Origin of the sequence: Phyllobacterium sp. 628 (genome assembly GCF_014189505.1) — a bacterium.
Taxonomy (GTDB): domain Bacteria; phylum Pseudomonadota; class Alphaproteobacteria; order Rhizobiales; family Rhizobiaceae; genus Phyllobacterium.
In genome coordinates, this window is the sequence record NZ_CP050300.1 from 49664 (window position 1) to 67361 (window position 17698).

Below are 17698 nucleotides of genomic sequence, written 5' to 3' on the forward strand. Positions count from 1 at the left end.
CACATTACCAGCGCGTGCGGCGAAGAATCCGGATGGCTGCCTGATTGCAGGCTGAGGACCATTGAACAAGGCGCCAGCTGCGGCGTCGGGAAAGTATCCCCCAGCGATGCAGGCGAACAGCCAGCCAGAACAGGATTTGCCCGGCCACGGCCAGCATCCAGCAGATCCACCGGAACAGTTGACCCTTGATCCACGACTCAGGACCATTCGGCCGCGGCGGATTGGATCGCTTCGAGTAGCGCTTGGGCACACCGCCCAAAGAGCCTCTGGATGAGGCTCCGGACTGAAAGTGAAAGGCAGAAACAATGATGCTCATATCAGATCTCCTCTGACACCGGTTCTCCAAACCCCTGACTGCGTTTATGAGGTTTGGAAGTTTTCAAGAATTGGAAGGTAACGGGCGGCATCAGCCGCCCGTTGATGGATGGCTTAGAACCACTGGCCAAAACGGCGGATATAGATCGTCTTCATGGTCTGGGCGACAATGCAGTAGCTGAGCAAAGTTCCTGCCAGCCAAGGGAAATAAGCCCAGGGCAGCGGCTGCAAACCAACCATGGCACCAAGCGGCGAGAACGGTACATAGATGCCAAGCCCCATGACCAGAACTGACATCAGCAGAACCGGAAGCGCCGCTGTGCTCTGGATGAACGGGATCTTCTGCGTGCGCAGCATGTGAACGACCAGCGTCTGGGACAGCAGGCCTTCGATGAACCAGCCGGACTGGAACAGTGACTGATGTTCGGGTGCATTGGCGGCGAAGACATACCACATCAGGGCGTAGGTCGTGATGTCGAAGATCGACGAGGTCGGTCCGATCCAAAGCATGAAGCGGCCGATATTCCTGGCATCCCACTTACGCGGCTTGCTCAGGAACTCCTTGTCCATCCGGTCCCACGGCAGAGCCAGCTGGGAAATGTCATACATCAGATTCTGGATGAGCAGATGGATAGCCAGCATCGGCATGAACGGGATGAACGCGCTCGCCACCAGCACCGAAAACACATTGCCGAAATTCGAACTCGCAGTCATGTTCAGGTACTTCATGATGTTGCCAAAGGTCTCGCGGCCTTTGATAACGCCCTCTTCCAGAACCATCAGGCTCTTTTCGAGCAGGATGATATCGGCCGATTCCTTGGCAATATCCGCACCGCTATCCACCGAGATGCCAACATCCGCATCACGCAGTGCCGGTGCATCGTTGATACCATCACCGAGAAAGCCAACCGTATGACCATTGGCCTGCAATGCCTTGAGCACCCGTGACTTCTGCAGAGGTGTCAGCTTGGCAAAAACAACACGCTCTTCAACCAGTTCACGCAGAGCACTGTCATCGAGCTTTTCGATCTCGCGGCCAAGAACCGGGATTCCGGGCTCCAGTCCGACTTCGCGGCAAATCTTGACGCTGACCACTTCATTGTCACCGGTCAGCAGCTTCACCGCAACGCCATGTCCGGCAAGAGCGGCAATAGCCGGTCCTGCTGTCTCCTTGGGTGGATCAAGGAAAGTCAGGAAGCCTTCAACAATCAGCTCCTTCTCATCAGCGATACCATACTGGGCCTTGGTCTCAACGCCGGGAATTTCACGGGTTGCGACGACGAGAACGCGGAAGCCATCTTCATTGTAAGAGCGGGCAACAGCCGCAAGCGCTTTCCGTCCGGTATCGTCAAGCGCGCGAACCTCCTTGCCGTCCCGCACCTGTGTAGCAATGGACAGCATTTCTTCGACTGCGCCCTTGCAGATGAGCAGATGTTCACCCCGAACGCCCTCCACCATCACCGAAAGACGGCGGCGGATAAAGTCGAAGGGCAGTTCATCGACCTTGCGATAGAAGGCAGCGGAACGCATGGCTTCCGAAGACGCATCGGTGAAGCGCAGGACAGCCTGATCCATCAGGTTTTTCACGCCGCTCTGATGGTGGCTGTTGAGCCAGGCAAGACGCAGCACGTTCTCATCGCGCTTGCCCGTTACATCGACATGATGCTCAAGGATGATCTTGTCCTGCGTGAGTGTTCCGGTCTTGTCGGTGCACAGAATGTCCATGGCGCCAAAATTCTGGATGGCGTTGAGACGCTTCACCACAACCTTGCGCCGCGCCATGGCAACGGCACCCTTGGCAAGGTTGGACGAGACAATCATCGGCAGCATTTCCGGGGTCAGCCCCACGGCAACCGCCAGCGCAAAGAGCAGCGCCTCGATCCAGTCGCCTTTGACGAAACCATTGATCAGGAACACGATCGGAACCATGACCATCATGAAACGGATGAGCAGCCAGCTGACACTGTTGATGCCCCGGTCAAAGGCGGTCTGTGCCCTTGAGCCGACAATGGATTTTGCCAGCGAACCGAAATAGGTCCGCGCACCGGTCGCCACAACAACTGCTGTGGCAGTGCCGCTCACCACATTGGTGCCCATGAAGCAGATATTCGGGACATCCAGCATGTCCGTCTGGTCGGAAGCGATGGCGAGTGCTGACTTTTCTGCAACTGCGCCAAGCGTGTCGTATTTTTCAACCGGAATGGCTTCACCGGTCAGAACCGCCTGACTGACATAAAGATCGCGCGATTCAATCAGCCTGATGTCCGCAGGAATCATGTCACCAGCTGATAACCGGACGATATCGCCGGCGACCAGTTCGCGCATCGGGATTTCAAGCATCTCTGGAGGGGTCGTTGCACGCGTACGCCGCACGACCGTTGCCGTGGTCCGCACCATGGCTTTCAACGCTTCAGCCGATTTCCCGGAGCGGTATTCCTGAATGAAGCGCATGAAGCCGCTGGCCAGAACCATCACCAAGATGATGATGACCTTGGTCGGATCAGGCGCATCGCCGCTCTGCATCGGCAGCCAGCAATCAGTGAAGGTACTGACGAGGCCAAGGACAATCAGCACCATGATGAAAGGATTGTTGAAAGCCATGAGAAGCTGGATCAGCGCGTGCGGGCGCCGGTCATGCGCAACTTCATTCGCGCCGTCTTTGGCGAGACGCTCCGTTGCATCTTTGACCGTCAGACCATCGCGATGGCTTCTGACATTGGCGAGTGTGCTGTCGATGTCGTTCTGTGCTTCCCGCACGGCTCGCATCGATAGTTTCCGGCTATCTTTTTTCTCCGCATTCAATGCGGAATTCTTGAGAATAACGTTCATTTTCTGGTCTCCTGCCGCAACATGCGACAGCGACACCAGCTCTGGATCACCTGAAAATCAGGCGCAGAAAGCCGTGCCGAGCCGTCACATTCACGGTCGGTTTTGTTGATTTTGCTTTTTGAGATGGCCCGCTGCGTCCGCCTGCTATCAGCAGCGCAGCGGGCCTACTAGGATAATCGTCCATGAGGTTCTCCTTTGTTCAGCCGCTTGATGTGCGGCGGCGTAATACAGTCAGATCATGCGGCCTGATTGGTAGACGGCCAGAACCATCCCCAGCTTTTCAACCGGAGACATAACCTCAGCGGGTGGTTCATTATCCGCATGCCAATGCATTTCAAGCCGGCCATTGACCGGATTGACCCGCCATCCTGCTTGGAGATGGGAGAAATGCGTGCGCTTCTCGAACGCAGCGGGAATGGTTTTCCGCTGGGCGACAAATTGGGAACGCATACGATTTGTGAAGGCGCGCACGCCTGGAAGAGTTGCGAACGTGATGTTCATGGCTCACCTCATTGACCGGATCAACCCGGCCGAAGGTGAGCGACGGTGGAGCCTAGGCCCTAACGTTGCTCATCCGATCTACCGGATTGAGTCCTGCTCGTTAGTTGTTTTACGCGCCCGTTGTTCCGCTTCAACGGAAGTCAGGGCGCAGCTAGATTTGCTGTCCATCGTCTTCTTTGTGATTTTGAAAAATGACCCGGGTAACCCGAGCAAAATTGCGATACGCCTGCCCCTTGGGGTTTGTCAACCGTAAAGATGCATCTCACAAGCTTTTGTAGTCGAACTAATTTATTAGCCGCAAAATGACTTTCGCAGACGGTATTACAGGATAAGCAATTTTATCCCCAAATAACGAAGATATTAGGTCATTCCGGCAGCCTGTGCTAACGCCTTCCGGCAACCCACAGGCCGGATCAATCCAGCCGCTTCATCATGACGTCCAAAATGCTCAAACGTTTCTTCTCCTACTATGCGCCTTACAAGAGCCTGTTCGCGCTTGATTTCTCCTGCGCGATTCTCTCCGGCCTGCTTGAACTCGGCTTTCCCATGGCTGTGCGTGTTTTCGTCGATCAATTGTTGCCGAGTCAAAATTGGACCTATGTTATTCTGGCCGCGGTCGCGCTGCTGGCTGTCTATATCCTCAATACCGGGCTCAATGCCGTGGTCGTCTATTGGGGCCACAAGCTTGGTATCAACATCGAAACAGAAATGCGCCGCAAAAGCTTTGATCATCTGCAGAAGCTTTCGTTCCGCTTCTACGACAATCACAAGACCGGCCATCTTGTCGCCCGCATTACCAAGGACCTGGAAGAGATCGGTGAAGTCGCCCATCACGGTCCGGAAGATTTGTTCATTGCCGTCATGACATTCATCGGCGCTTTTCTATTGATGTTTTATGTCAATCCGCATTTGGCCTTGCTGACTGTCACGATCGTTCCTGTCGTGGCTTGGGTGGCCAGCCGCTACGGCGGACGGATGACGCGCAACTCGCAGACGCTCTATCGACGCGTCGGCGATTTCAATGTGCGTATCGAAGAGAATGTCGGCGGCATGCGCGTCGTACAGGCGTTTGCCAATGAAGAACACGAGCGCAACTTGTTTGCGCATGACAATGCGCGCTATCGCGAAACCAAGCTCGGTGCCTACCGGATCATGGCGGCAAGTACGTCGATAAATTACATGAGCATGCGGCTCATTCAGCTGATCGTGATGATCGCCGGCAGCTATTTCGTCATTACGGGCAGCCTTTCCAATGGCGGCTTTGTCAGTTTCCTGCTGCTCGTTGCTGTCTTTGTAAGGCCCATCGAGAAGATCAACTCTGTCATCGAAACCTATCCGAAGGGCATTGCCGGTTTCAAACGCTACACTGATCTTCTGGATACGGAGCCGGATATTGCCGACCGGCCCAATGCCATTGCCGTGACAGCGTTGAAAGGCGATATCCGCTACAACAAGGTGGGCTTCGGCTATACTGCAGACCGCGAAGCCTTGCGGGATATTGATCTTGTGATCAAGGCTGGCGAAACCGTTGCCTTTGTCGGCTCGTCCGGTGCAGGCAAAACCACGCTGTGTTCCCTGTTGCCGCGTTTCTACGAGGTTGATTCCGGTGCAATCACTGTCGATGGCATCGATATCAGGGACATGACGCTCGCTTCGCTGCGCAGCCAGATCGGTGTTGTCCAGCAGGATGTTTTCCTGTTTGGCGGATCAATCCGCGAGAACATCGCCTATGGCCGCCTTGATGCTTCCGACGAAGATATTGCTCTTGCCGCCCGGCGTGCACGGCTGGATGACATGATCGCAGGGCTGCCTGCTGGACTTGAAACCATTGTGGGCGAACGCGGTGTCAAGCTTTCCGGCGGGCAGAAACAACGGCTGGCTATTGCCCGGATGTTCCTGAAGAACCCGCCGATCCTTATTCTGGATGAGGCAACATCGGCGCTCGACACCAAAACCGAACGCGAAATTCAGGCATCTCTGGCAGAACTTGCCGAGGGACGCACGACATTGGTGATCGCTCACCGGCTCGCGACAATCCGCAATGCGGACAGGATTGTCGTGGTGGACGACGCCAGCGTCATTGAGCAGGGCACACATGCCAAATTGCTGAAAGCTGGGGGCGCTTATAAGCGGCTTTATGATGTCCAGTTCGGCTCAAACGAACCACACGCCCACTGATCAACATTGAACTGTTATTGACGCCGAACTTTACAGCGCTGGACAGAAAAGTATGCTCCACTCCATGAAGCTTTCGGGAGGAGCGATTCATGATCAGAGAAAGTTATGTCCATGGCGCAAGCAATCAACCTCTCATCGGGGAACCCATCGGTCGGCATTTTGATCATATAGCCGATCAATTTCCTGACCGCTTGGCACTTGTTGTCCGCCATCAAAATGTCCGCCTGACCTATTCGGAACTCCGGCAGAAGGTTGATGTCCTGGCATCAGGGTTGCTTGCGTTGGGTTTAAATCCCGGCGACCGCATTGGAATATGGTCGCCAAACAATCTTGAATGGGTCCTGACACAATTTGCCACGGCCAAGGCTGGCCTGATCCTCGTCAATATCAACCCGGCCTACCGCTCCCACGAGCTTGAATATGCCATCAACAAGGTGGGTTGCACGGCACTGATCCTCTCGCCCGCACTGAAAACCAGCAATTATCTCGATATATTGCGTGAAATTGCGCCGGAACTGGAGACGTGTGAAGCAGGTGCGCTTCACTCCATGAAGCTGCCGACCCTGCGAACAGTCATCCGATTAGGGACTGACAAAACTAACGGCATGTTGAATTTCGCAAATATTGCCCAAGCAGCAACACCAGAATCCGACGCTCAACTCGCCACTCTTGCATCCGTGCTGCAATTCGATGACCCGATCAACATCCAGTTTACCAGCGGCACTACCGGCAACCCGAAAGGTGCAACACTGACGCACCACAATATTCTCAACAACGGGTTCTTTGTTGGCGAAGCAATGCGCCTCACCCCAGAGGATCGCTTGTGCATTCCGGTACCGTTTTATCATTGCTTTGGCATGGTTCTGGGCAATCTCGCCTGCGTTACGCACGGTGCCTGTATGGTCATACCGAGCGAGTCTTTTGATCCGCTCGCGGTGCTGCAAACGGTGGAAGCCGAAAAATGCACCGGCCTGCATGGTGTTCCCACCATGTTCATCGCTATACTCGGCCATGCCGATTTCAGATCGTTTGATTTGAGCAGTTTGAGGACCGGCATTATGGCTGGCTCGCCCTGCCCGATTGAAGTCATGCGCCGGGTCGTCACCGAGATGCACCAAAGCGAGATCACCATCGCCTATGGCATGACCGAAACCAGCCCTGTCAGCTTCCAGAGTTCGGCCACCGATCCACTGGAGCGGCGCGTCTCAACGGTTGGGCGTATTCACCCGCATGTCGAGGTCAAAATTATTGATGCTGACGGCGCGATCGTTGCACCGGGTGTAACTGGCGAATTGCTGACACGCGGCTATAGTGTCATGCGCAGTTATTGGGGCGACGACGAGAATACAGCAACGGCGATTGATGCCGCTCGCTGGATGCATACAGGTGATCTCGCCACGATCGATACTGACGGCTATTGCAACATTGTCGGCCGGATCAAGGATCTGGTAATCCGCGGCGGTGAAAATATCTATCCGCGTGAGATCGAGGAATTCCTCTACACCCATCCGGGTATCGCCGATGTGCAGGTGTTTGGCATACCCGATAGCAAATATGGTGAATGTCTTTGTGCGTGGATTCGCATCCGCCCTGATTCAGGCTTGACAGAGGATGACGTCATCCAGTTCTGCAAGGGTAAAATCGCCCACTACAAAATCCCGGCGCATATCCGTTTTGTCGAGGAATATCCGATGACCGTCACTGGCAAAATCCAGAAATTCATCATGCGTCAAAATATGATCAAGGAACTCGACATCAAGGAAGCAAGGACTGCCTGATTGGCCAAAGCCCCCACTCTCTATTCCGCCGGATGGGTCTCTGCAGGGATCGTACTTCTGCCAAGGAGCTTGTGCCAGACGTGGACGATGCCGCGCGACAGGCCTTCCATATAGAGGAAAATGACCGGTGTGATGAATAGGGTCAGTATCTGTGAGGCAAACAATCCGCCGACAACGGCAACACCCAGCGGCTGACGCAGCTCGGAACTGGCGCCCGCACCGATCGCGATTGGCAAGGTGCCCATGACAGCTGCCAGCGTCGTCATCATGATCGGACGGAACCGCACGAGACAAGCTTCACGGATAGCATCATACGAACTGGCCCCCGCCCGTTGCCGCGCAAGGGCGAAATCGACCATCATGATCGCGTTCTTTTTGACGATACCGATCAGCATCAGCATACCGATGATCGCGATAACGCTGAGGTCGAAGTGGAAGATTTCCAATGTCGCAAGTGCACCAGCCGCCGCAGCTGGAAGACCGGTCAAGATCGTCAGCGGGTGGATGAAACTCTCATAGAGAATGCCGAGCACGATATAGATCGTCATGATCGCCGCGCCGATCAGCAATCCCTGATTGGACAGCGCCTGCTGGAACACCTTTGCCGTGCCGGTGAAGGACGAAGTGATACTGTCCGGCACATTGAGCTGCGTTTTAATCGAATTGATTTCCTCGACTGCTTTACCCAAGGCGATGCCTTGCGGCAGGTTGAAGGAAATCGTCACCGCCGGAAGCTGGCTCAACTGGCTCACAGCGAGCAAACCGGCACGTCGTTCAACGTGAGCAAAAGCCGACAATGGAATGAGTTTGTTGGTTGTGGTTGAACGCACCTGCATCTGGTCAAGTTTGTCCGTTGTCCACGGAATTTCCGGGTCCAGTTCTAGGATGACCTCATAGCTGTCGCCCGTCGAAAAGATAGTCGAAGCCTGATTTGTACCGAAAGCGTAGTAGAGCGAGTTGCGAAGCTGAGTCGAGGTGATACCAAGCAGCCGCGCTTTATCCGCATCAATGATGAGATTTGCCTGCAGCGCATTGTTCTGCAGATCACTGGTCACATCGGCAAAATACTGGCGGTCTTGCTGCATGGACAACAGAAACTTTTGCGACCAGGCATAAAGATCATCCGCATTGATACCCTGCAAGACAAACTGATACTGAGCGCGCGAGGATGTGCTGCCAATGCGGAGATTCTGGATGGCAATCGGATAGCTGTTAATTCCCGGAACTTTCGCCAGCGACTGACGCAGGTCGGTCAACAGAGGATCAAGCGCCAGACGTTCGGATTTGGGTTTCAGCTCGACGAAAAAGCTGCCTTGGTTGAGGCTGGATGAGTTGAACCCGCCGCCAATGGTGGACGCCACATGCGCAACGTAAGGTTTGCTCATGAGCACATCGGCAACCTTCTTCTGCAAGGCCACCATGGCATCGAAAGAAATATCCTGCCGCGCTTCCGTCGAGATCGAAAGCTGCCCGATATCTTCGGTCGGCAGGAAGCCTTTATCGATTGTGGAAAAGAGATAGAGTGTTGCGACAACGGTCAGGAAGAAGACACCAAGGACAACCAGGCGAAAGCGCAGACAGATGTCGAGCATCCAGCGGTAACCGTTGAGAACGGCATCAAAGGCGCGCTCCGTCAGTGGAGGCTTTTCACTTTCACTTTCCTTGTGCGCCGGAAGATGGCTGCACAGCATCGGCGTCAGGGTGAGCGATATCAATGCCGAGGCAACAATCGCGACGGTAACCACCACGGCAAATTCATTGAAGATACGGCCAACCACGCCGCCCATCAGCAAAACGGGGATGAACACCGCCACAAGCGACGCAGTGATGGAGACAATGGTGAACCCGATTTCCTCGCTGCCTTTGAGTGCGGCTTCGCGCGGCGGCATACCCTCTTCAATATGCCGGGATATGTTTTCCAGCATGACAATGGCGTCATCCACGACCAGCCCCACGGACAGTGTCAGGCCCAGCAGAGAAATATTATCGATGGAAAAACCGAACACATACATCACGCCGAGCGTCGCAATGAGGGAGAGCGGGACGGCAACGGTTGGAATGAGCGTTGCCGCAATACGCCGCAAGAAGACGAAAATGACCATAACCACCAGACCGATGATCAGAACAAGTGTGAACTGCACATCGGTTACGGCCTGCCGAATGGAGGTGGACCGGTCATTCAGCACATTCAGCTTTGTGGATGCACCAAGCTCTTCAGAAAACTTTGGCAGCATCGTTCGGACGCGGTCAACCACATCCACCGTGTTGGCGCCGGGCTGACGGAAAACCGCAAGCACCAGCGATTTCTTGCCGTCAAAACGGCTTTCCGTCTGCGTGTTCGCGACGGAATCAACCACACGCGCCACGTCCCCCAGACGGACGGGCTTGCCATTGGGCGATGCCACGAAAATCTGACGGAACGTGTCCGCATTTTTCGACTGGGTGTCAGCTTCAATCGCCATTTGCTGGGTGGGGCTTGTCAGCGTTCCAACCGGCGCGATCGAGTTGTTATCGGCAACCGCATTCGTCAGTTCGTCAATGCCGATCCCGCGCGCGGTCATCGCATTGGGATCGACCTCGATGCGCACGGCAAATTGTTTGGCACCAAAAACCTGTACCTCACCCACACCATCAACCGTGGACAGCGAGGGCGAAATGACTTGCTCGGCATAGTCATCAAGCTTGGAAAGTTGCGCCGTGTCACTCTGCAATGCCAAGAGCAAGATAGGCGCATCCGCAGGGTTGGTTTTACGGTAGCTCGGCGGCGTCGTCATGTTTGCAGGCAGCTGTTTCAGCGTGCGCGCAATGGCAGCTTCAACATCCGCTGCAGCCTGATCGATGTTTCTGTCGAGTTCGAATTCAATAGTGACGCGGGTCTGCCCCTGCGTACTCGTGGCGCTGATCGTTGAAACGGACGGGATCGTTTCAAATTGCTTGATCAGCGGCGTTGCCACAGCATTGGCCATGGTATCCGGCGCAGCGCCGGGCAATTGCGCCGACACGGATACAACCGGGAAATCAACCTGTGGAAGTGCCGCCACAGGAAGAAATTGGTAGGCAAAAAGTCCGGATGCAGCGAGCGCCACAGAAAGCAGGATTGTTGCAATCGGCCTTTGAATAAAGATCGAGGAAATGTTCATCGAACGGTGTCCGTCTTGATCGGATCAGTCGCGCTCGTGTCATTTACCGAAACCGTGGGGTTGCCGCTGCTTTCGTCAGCCAGGGTTTCAATAACGGTCGAACCATCCTGCAGATGCAGCTGGCCATCAACAACCACATGATCGCCCGACTTCAATCCTGCGGTGGTCACCGCAGTATCGCCCACCGTCTCGACAACAGTAACCATTTGTTTCGCAACGGTCTTGTCCGGTTTGACGACAAAAGCAAAAGTTCCGTCGCTTCCCTGTTGGATCGCAATGAGAGGCACCGTTACAGCGCCCTTATGCGTGCCGATTTCGACGGTAGCAGTCACATATTGACCGGGCCAAAGTGCACCGTTTTCATTGGTGACCTCAGCCTTCAGCACAATCGTACCGGACGCGGTATCAACACTGGAATCGACGAAATTGAGTGGCCCTGACGCCACGACATTCTTGCTGCCCGGAACTCTGATCAGAACATTGAGCGGTCGGTCTTTCATGGCATCCCGCAATGTCGGCAGATCGCTTTCCGCAACAGTGAACGAAACCCGAAGCGGAGCCATGCGGGTGATCGTCAGAAGACCAGCGCCAGTATCGGCGGTGCGAACAAGATTGCCGACCGACGTGTTGACCACGCCCACACGACCGTCAATCGGAGCCGTAATCGTCATATAGGAAAGCTGCACCTCGTCCGCCTGTATCTGGGCATTGTCCATGCCTATCGAGGCTTTGAGCGCATTTACAGCGGCAAGAGCCTGATAGGCCTGTTGCAGCGTGCCAATTTTGCGGTTTGACAAATCCTGCGCTGCGGCAAGATCCTGGCTTGCAGATTCCAGATTGGCCTGATCCTTGGCCAATGCTGCCTTGTCCTTATCGATCGTCGCTCGGATGGTACGGTCATCAAGCTGGAAAAGCACATCGCCCGTTTTCACCATCTGGCCGTCTTGGACATTTGTAACCGTTACCACACCATCAGCTTGCGGCTTGATCACAACCGTAGCGATTGGTTCGATGTTGCCAACAACCGTCTTGGTGATCGGAACATCCTGCGTCTTGGCCGTCGCAGCGACAATTGACGGAACAGCAGCCGAGCGCCCTTTACCTGCAGGTTTTCCGGCGGCTGCAGTGGTGGTGGCAATTGCCTTGCCGGCTGGTGGTGAACTCGTATGAGGGAGTAGGTACACGTAGCCGAGCCCGGCCAATATTACGAATACGACCGCGAGACCAAGACGTTTCACTGCACGCTACCTCCGGGGCACCGCCCACAAGCCAGACAACTTTATGCAACCGACTCTCTCACCTTCCCCACATCTTGTCGAATGACCATTTTGTCATGTTTGCTGCGGTGCACGCGCCCGTGCTGTGGCCATGCCGGGTAGAAGCCTTCTACCCTTGAAGTCACAGACGCCCGATCAGCCGCGAACCTGTCAGGGTTGTTGGGCGCCTGTTGTCGTCACAAACAGAGAATAGAGCGATTTCGTTGCCGTGATGAACAAGCGGTTACGGCGCGGGCCGCCGAAAGTCAGATTGGAGACCGTTTGCGGCACCTTGATCTTGCCGAGCAGCACGCCATCGGGGCCAAAACAATGAATGCCGTCCGCCGCACTTGACCAGAGATTGCCAGCCATATCGACGCGCATGCCATCGGGAATACCATTGTCGATGTGGGCAAAGACACGTCCATTGCTCAACGTGCCGTTGTTGACGACGTCAAAGACCCGGATATGCCGTGGAGCGCCTTCCTTGTGACTGGCGCCGGAATCGGCGATATAAAGCAATTTCTCATCCGGTGAAAAGACCAGGCCGTTGGGCTGAAGAAAGTCAGTGACGACTGTCGCGATATCACCAGTTGCAGGATCCAGCCGATAGACATTGCGCGATGGCTGTTCCGGGTCCGATTTATAACCCTCATAGTCAGACAAAATACCGTAGGTCGGGTCGGTAAACCAAATACCGCCATCCGAATGCACCACAACATCATTAGGCGAATTAAGCCGCTTGCCCTGATACTGATCGGCGAGGACAGTAATGCTGCCGTCGGCTTCCGTGCGTGTTACCCGGCGCGTGCCGTGTTCGCACGATACAAGGCGCCCTTCGCGGTCGCGCGTATTGCCATTTGTGAAATTGGACGGCTCCCGAAAAACCGAAACGCCGCCGCCCGGCACCCACCGCAGCATGCGCTGGTTCGGGATATCACTCCACAAAAGACAGTTGCTGTCATTGAGCCATACCGGGCCCTCTGCCCATCGGCAGGAAGAATACAATTCTTCAAGGTCGGCGCTGCCGACGATAAGGGAGCGGAAACGGGGATCATGGATTTCGTAGAGTGCGGTATTGGTCATTGACGGGGTACACCACTTTTAACGTTTAACGGAAGAATCGCGTCCACCGGCGAGTACGATAACGCCGATGATTATAATGCCGGTCATGATAAGGCGGATGCCAGCGTCGAACCCATAGGTGTTCAGCATCGACACGACCAGAAACATGAAAAGGGAAGCGCCCCATATGCCGGGCACATTGGAATCGCCGCCAGCGACAGCGGTTCCGCCGATCACCACGACGGCGATCGACATGAGCAGATATTCGGATCCCATATTGAGTGCCGCACCGCCTGAAAAGTTTGCCAACAGGTAGCCGCAGACCGACGCCAGAACCGCGCAGAGCACATAGGTGGCAATGCGAACACCATCGACAGGAATGTCGGTCATGCGGGCGGCCAGAATGCTTTGGCCGATGGCCGAGACCCAGCGGCCATAAATCGTCTTTTGCAGAAGGATATAGGCAAGTATCGACAGGCCAAGTGCGATCAGCGCAACATTGGGGATCCCGAGCGTGCTCGACGTGGTGAAATCAGCCAAAGCGGAAGGCGGCTTGATGCGCAGGCCGCGATTGGTCCAGATCGCCGTGGATTGCACGATGAAACTCATCGACAGGGTAGCAATAATGGGCGGAATGCGCAGCAGCTTAATCAGGCCGTAATTGCCAATTCCAATGGCGATGCCGATCCCGATTGCGATCAGCAAACCCGGCACGACCATTGAATTGTCAACGTTCATGACCTTCAGCGCAACCGTACCCGCCAGGGTCATCGTTGCGGGTACGCTGAGATCAATATTGCCCGGTCCGAGCGTGATGACAAACATCTGCCCAATGCCAACAATGATGGAAAACGCCGCAAAGGTCAGCGCCGCCTGGCTGAGACCAATCGTGCTGGCACCGCCGGTAAACATAATCGTAATAAACCAGACGATTGCGGTGGCAACGAACGACCATATCCACGGTTTGCGGAATAGAAGCTTTATCGCGGTCATGCGGATTTCCCCCGCTTCTCCAACCGGTTGAACAGCAACCGAAGGGCAAGAACAATAATCAGGATCGCACCCTGAGCGCCAATCTGCCAGTCCGGCGAAATACGCAGGAATGACAGGAACGAGCCCGCGAGTGTCAGTGTCAAAGCACCGATGACCGCGCCAATCGGCGAGACCCGGCCGCCAACAAACTCTCCGCCGCCTAGAATAACGCCGGCAATGGAAAGCAGTGTGTAACGCAGAGCGATATTGGCGTCAGCTGAAGTCGTGAGACCAACCAGTGCAATCCCGGCAAGAATGGCAAAGAATGCAGCCAGCGCGTAAATCGCAGCACGCGCCCGGACAATGGACCAGCCTGCCCGTTCGACCGAGCGGGCATTGCCGCCGACGCCGCGCAATACGACACCGAATGATGAGCGCATGATCAGAAAGTGAGCGCAAAGCGCGATGACGATGCTTGCAATGATGGCGGTCGGAACAAAAGGCGGCTTGGACGTCATGAGTGCCCGCGCCCATACGGGTGCCTGACCGCCCGGTGCAGGCAGGATCAGAACCGCCAGTCCGCCCCAGATAAAACTCATGCCCAGAGTGACAACGACAGATGGCAAATCCCGCACATGGATCAGAACTCCGAGCGCAGCATAAACGAGTATTGCTGCACCGAGGATCACGATCCCGAGCAAAGGATTTGTGTTCAGGAACGTCGCTACGACGCAGGCAACAAAGCTGACGAATGTTCCCATCGAAAGATCAAGATCATTGACCGTCAGGATCAGCATCTGCGCAATCGTCGCCAGCGCAATCGGCACGGCAAGATTAAACAGCAGGTTCATGCCGGAATAGCTCATCGCCCGCGGTTGCAGGGTGAAGATGACGATCAGCAAAATGGTGAGTGACAGTGCGGGGATCAACAGGCGAACCGCATCCCGTGTGAACAGATTTCTCATGCGGCAGCACCGATGAATGAGGCGGCCAGAACGTTTTTTTCCGTCACATCATCACCGGAGAGTTCCGCGACAATGATGCCATTGTTGAACACATAGACGCGGTCACACAGGCAGATCTCATCCATTTCCGTGGAATACCAGACAAATGTGCGGCCATTTTCCGCTTCCGACCGCAGAATCGAATAGACTTCCTGTTTTGTGCCGACGTCAACGCCGCGCATCGGATCATCCATCAGAACAGCGGCTGCCCGCGTCGCCAGCGCTCGGGCGAACAGGACTTTCTGCTGATTACCACCCGAAAGTGACAGGATACGGTTTTCAACATCCTTGGTACGAATTTCGATCCGCGACTTCCAGGATTGAACCAGCTCCGCTTCGCGTGTTTGACTGACGAACCCTTTGGACGAAAGGTCTGGCAGATTGCCAACGGACAGGTTCTTCTGGATACTCCAGAGCGGAAACACGCCGTTCAAGGTACGGTCGCCGGCAACAAAGGTCACCCTTGGCGTGCGTTCACGCAGCCAGCTGCGGCTATGTTTGAGATAAAGATCAATCAATGTTTCCGTCTGGCCGTGACCACCGAGCCCGGCCAAGCCAATGATCTCGCCCTTATGCGCCCGGAATGGCAGACCCTGCCCCCGGCGCTTGGCTGCAGAAAGGACAGGCTCATCATTGATGGCGATCCGGACAATTCTCGCCGAAGGCCCCTTCACCACGCTGCCCATGGATTCAACAAGGCTATGTTCGGTGAATTCGGACGACGGTCTGCACGCGACCACCTTGCCATCTTTCATGACGACAATCCGGTCGCAGGTGGAAAGGATTTCACCAAGGATGTGCGAAATGAAAATCACCGAACCACCGGCTTTGACGAAGGTTCGCACATAGTTCAAGAGTTGTGCTGCAAGGCCGGCATCGAGTGATGACGTGGGTTCATCCAGAATGATTAGCCGCACCTTTTGCGCCACTTCGGAAAAGGCAGTGGCGATCTCCACCATCTGCCGTTCAGCAATGGTCAGGTCACCCACAAGCGCAGTTGCCGGGATGTGATGGCCGGGGAAAATATCATCGAGCTTGGCACGAACAACCGCGCTTGCCCGTTTGCGCCAGCCCCAACCTTTCAGGCTGTGATACATGACGCGGGTGTTTTCGGTGACGGTGAGGTTCGGGCAGAGCGAAAGCTCCTGAAAAACGCAGCGCACTCCATGATCGCGCGCGACCTTCACGCTGTATTTTTCGACCGGCTTTCCATCCAGCGTAATACGCCCTTCATGCGGTGTGAGACCGCCATTGATAACATTGACAATGGTGGACTTGCCGGCACCGTTGTGCCCGACAAGGCCGATGCACTCACCGGCGCGGATCGTAACAGTAACGCCGTCCAGTGCCTTGACGGCACCAAAACTGATCCGGGCATCCGTCACCTCGATCACCGCATCCTGCGGCTCAACAACAGTCATCATTGAAATCCCTGATATCGCGGAAGTTCTGCCCGACACTATGGTCAGGCAGAACAGATCCTGTCGAGCGGCAGAACCTATTTGGCAGCGGCGATGGCCTTCTGTGTGTCTTCCAGCGAGTATTCCACATTCGCCACGCCGCCCTCCTGCGTTTTCGCAAGGTTGGCTTCCAGAGTATCCTGATCAATCTGCAGCAGAGGCACGACGAGGTCCTTCTTCACCTGCTTGCCGTCAAGGATTTGCTGGGCGACCCAGAATGCCAAGGTCGAGACACCAGGAGCGATAGAAACCGACATGGTCTCGTACTTGCTGGCATCCTTCTGCTTTTTCCACCAGACCAGTTCGTCCTGACGATTGCCCATGACAATCACAGGGGTCGGCCGCTTGGCAGCTTCGAAGGCTTGTGCCGTACCGTAGCCATCGCCGCCTTGGGTAACAACACCAGCGATTTCGGGCAAGCTTGGGAGGACGCCTGCCACGGCGCGCTGCGCAACGTCCTGCGCCCAATCGCCATGGACCGACCCGGCGATCTTGAATTGCGGAAACTGTTTGACGCCTTCATGGATACCGGCGGAGATTTCATCATCAACCGAAACGCCCGCAAGACCACGGATTTCCAGAAGATTGCCGCCTTTCGGAAGCTTCTTGGATAGATATTCAACTTGCTTACGGCCCATTTCCTTGAAATCGACCGCAATGCGCCATGCGCAAGGCTCCGTCACGATACCATCAAAGGACACCACGGTAATGCCGGCATCGCAGGCTTCCTTCACGGCGCCGTTAAGCGCAGTCGGAGACGCTGCATCAACAACGATGGCGTCATAGCCCTGCAAAATCATGTTCTGGATCTGCGCCGCCTGTTCTGTCGCCTGATTTTCCGCTGTTGTAAAAGAGTCAGCAGCAGCCACAACGCCTGACTTGACCGCTTCACCAGTTATTTTTGTCCAACTGGTCAACATGGCCTGACGCCAGGAATTTCCGGCATAGTTGTTGGACAAAGCAATTTTCTTGCCTGCCGTATCCGCCATCGCCACGCCCGGCACTGCCGCGCAAGCAAGCGCCACCGATGCCAACAGAATATTGGTAATCTTCATTGTTCTCTCTCCCAATTGTTACCATTTTCGAACAGATCTTGAACGGCACTTCGCCGGTCCAAGACTTCCTCCTGTCGAATTCTTCTCCCTCAAGATTTTCAAGATGAGTTATGGAGCAAGACTTGTATAGGCGCATTCAGGCAGG

General features: G+C 55.2%; 13 protein-coding genes. 2 read left to right on the top strand and 11 right to left on the bottom strand.

Annotated features, from left to right (window positions below):
* Positions 1–4: 4 nt before the first annotated feature.
* From HB779_RS00270 to HB779_RS00285, 4 genes are all read right to left on the bottom strand, one after another.
* Entirely contained in the window at positions 5–316 is a 312-nt protein-coding gene (locus HB779_RS00270) for a hypothetical protein (RefSeq protein ID WP_188342369.1), read from the bottom strand.
* A 113-nt stretch (positions 317–429) separates the two neighbouring features.
* Positions 430–3144 carry a magnesium-translocating P-type ATPase gene (gene mgtA / locus HB779_RS00275; RefSeq protein WP_188342370.1) on the bottom strand — a complete coding sequence of 905 codons (2715 nt, stop codon included), beginning with the start codon at positions 3142–3144 and terminating at the stop codon, positions 430–432.
* A gap of 46 nt (positions 3145–3190) precedes the next feature.
* Positions 3191–3328, bottom strand: a complete 138-nt coding sequence (locus tag HB779_RS00280; RefSeq protein ID WP_188342371.1) for a hypothetical protein — start codon at positions 3326–3328, stop codon at positions 3191–3193.
* A 47-nt stretch (positions 3329–3375) separates the two neighbouring features.
* Positions 3376–3645, bottom strand: a complete 270-nt coding sequence (locus HB779_RS00285) for a hypothetical protein (protein ID WP_188342372.1) — start codon at positions 3643–3645, stop codon at positions 3376–3378.
* 444 nt (positions 3646–4089) lie between these two features.
* Here HB779_RS00285 and HB779_RS00290 point away from each other — a divergent pair, with 444 nt between their 5' ends.
* Together HB779_RS00290 and HB779_RS00295 are read left to right on the top strand one after the other, a co-directional pair.
* Entirely contained in the window at positions 4090–5823 is a 1734-nt protein-coding gene (locus tag HB779_RS00290; RefSeq protein ID WP_188342373.1) for an ABC transporter ATP-binding protein, read from the top strand.
* A gap of 89 nt (positions 5824–5912) precedes the next feature.
* Positions 5913–7601, top strand: coding sequence for an AMP-binding protein (locus HB779_RS00295; protein WP_188342374.1), 1689 nt, complete (start codon positions 5913–5915; stop codon positions 7599–7601).
* A 20-nt stretch (positions 7602–7621) separates the two neighbouring features.
* Here HB779_RS00295 and HB779_RS00300 read toward each other — a convergent pair whose 3' ends face one another.
* The 7 genes from HB779_RS00300 to HB779_RS00330 form a co-directional block, all read right to left on the bottom strand.
* Positions 7622–10741, bottom strand: coding sequence for an efflux RND transporter permease subunit (locus HB779_RS00300; protein WP_188342375.1), 3120 nt, complete (start codon positions 10739–10741; stop codon positions 7622–7624).
* Positions 10738–11979, bottom strand: a complete 1242-nt coding sequence (locus HB779_RS00305; RefSeq protein WP_188342376.1) for an efflux RND transporter periplasmic adaptor subunit — start codon at positions 11977–11979, stop codon at positions 10738–10740. The genes HB779_RS00300 and HB779_RS00305 overlap by 4 nt, the downstream gene beginning before the upstream one ends.
* A 189-nt stretch (positions 11980–12168) precedes the next feature.
* Positions 12169–13083, bottom strand: coding sequence for an SMP-30/gluconolactonase/LRE family protein (locus HB779_RS00310; RefSeq protein ID WP_188342377.1), 915 nt, complete (start codon positions 13081–13083; stop codon positions 12169–12171).
* 18 nt (positions 13084–13101) lie between these two features.
* On the bottom strand, positions 13102–14055 hold the full coding sequence (locus tag HB779_RS00315; protein WP_188342378.1) for an ABC transporter permease: 954 nt from the start codon (positions 14053–14055) through the stop codon (positions 13102–13104).
* A complete protein-coding gene (locus HB779_RS00320; protein WP_188342379.1) occupies positions 14052–14999 on the bottom strand; it encodes an ABC transporter permease in 948 nt (315 codons plus the stop codon). The genes HB779_RS00315 and HB779_RS00320 overlap by 4 nt, the downstream gene beginning before the upstream one ends.
* The gene (locus tag HB779_RS00325; protein WP_371823841.1) at positions 14996–16459 is read right to left on the bottom strand and encodes a sugar ABC transporter ATP-binding protein; all 1464 of its coding nucleotides are present in this window, start codon (positions 16457–16459) and stop codon (positions 14996–14998) included. Before HB779_RS00325 ends, HB779_RS00320 begins: the two co-directional genes overlap by 4 nt.
* A gap of 77 nt (positions 16460–16536) precedes the next feature.
* Entirely contained in the window at positions 16537–17553 is a 1017-nt protein-coding gene (locus HB779_RS00330; RefSeq protein ID WP_188342381.1) for an ABC transporter substrate-binding protein, read from the bottom strand.
* Positions 17554–17698: the final 145 nt, after the last annotated feature.

What these genes read in the sequence shown, in the direction of transcription:
- HB779_RS00280 (WP_188342371.1), bottom strand. Translation starts at nt 3,328, where the DNA reads ATGGACGATTATCCTAGTAGGCCCGCTGCGCTGCTGATAGCAGGCGGA.
- HB779_RS00315 (WP_188342378.1), bottom strand. Translation starts at nt 14,055, where the DNA reads ATGACCGCGATAAAGCTTCTATTCCGCAAACCGTGGATATGGTCGTTC.
- HB779_RS00270 (WP_188342369.1), bottom strand. Translation starts at nt 316, where the DNA reads ATGAGCATCATTGTTTCTGCCTTTCACTTTCAGTCCGGAGCCTCATCC.
- HB779_RS00325 (WP_371823841.1), bottom strand. Translation starts at nt 16,459, where the DNA reads ATGACTGTTGTTGAGCCGCAGGATGCGGTGATCGAGGTGACGGATGCC.
- HB779_RS00330 (WP_188342381.1), bottom strand. Translation starts at nt 17,553, where the DNA reads ATGAAGATTACCAATATTCTGTTGGCATCGGTGGCGCTTGCTTGCGCG.
- HB779_RS00295 (WP_188342374.1), top strand. Translation starts at nt 5,913, where the DNA reads ATGATCAGAGAAAGTTATGTCCATGGCGCAAGCAATCAACCTCTCATC.
- mgtA (WP_188342370.1), bottom strand. Translation starts at nt 3,144, where the DNA reads ATGAACGTTATTCTCAAGAATTCCGCATTGAATGCGGAGAAAAAAGAT.
- HB779_RS00310 (WP_188342377.1), bottom strand. Translation starts at nt 13,083, where the DNA reads ATGACCAATACCGCACTCTACGAAATCCATGATCCCCGTTTCCGCTCC.
- HB779_RS00300 (WP_188342375.1), bottom strand. Translation starts at nt 10,741, where the DNA reads ATGAACATTTCCTCGATCTTTATTCAAAGGCCGATTGCAACAATCCTG.
- HB779_RS00320 (WP_188342379.1), bottom strand. Translation starts at nt 14,999, where the DNA reads ATGAGAAATCTGTTCACACGGGATGCGGTTCGCCTGTTGATCCCCGCA.
- HB779_RS00290 (WP_188342373.1), top strand. Translation starts at nt 4,090, where the DNA reads ATGCTCAAACGTTTCTTCTCCTACTATGCGCCTTACAAGAGCCTGTTC.
- HB779_RS00285 (WP_188342372.1), bottom strand. Translation starts at nt 3,645, where the DNA reads ATGAACATCACGTTCGCAACTCTTCCAGGCGTGCGCGCCTTCACAAAT.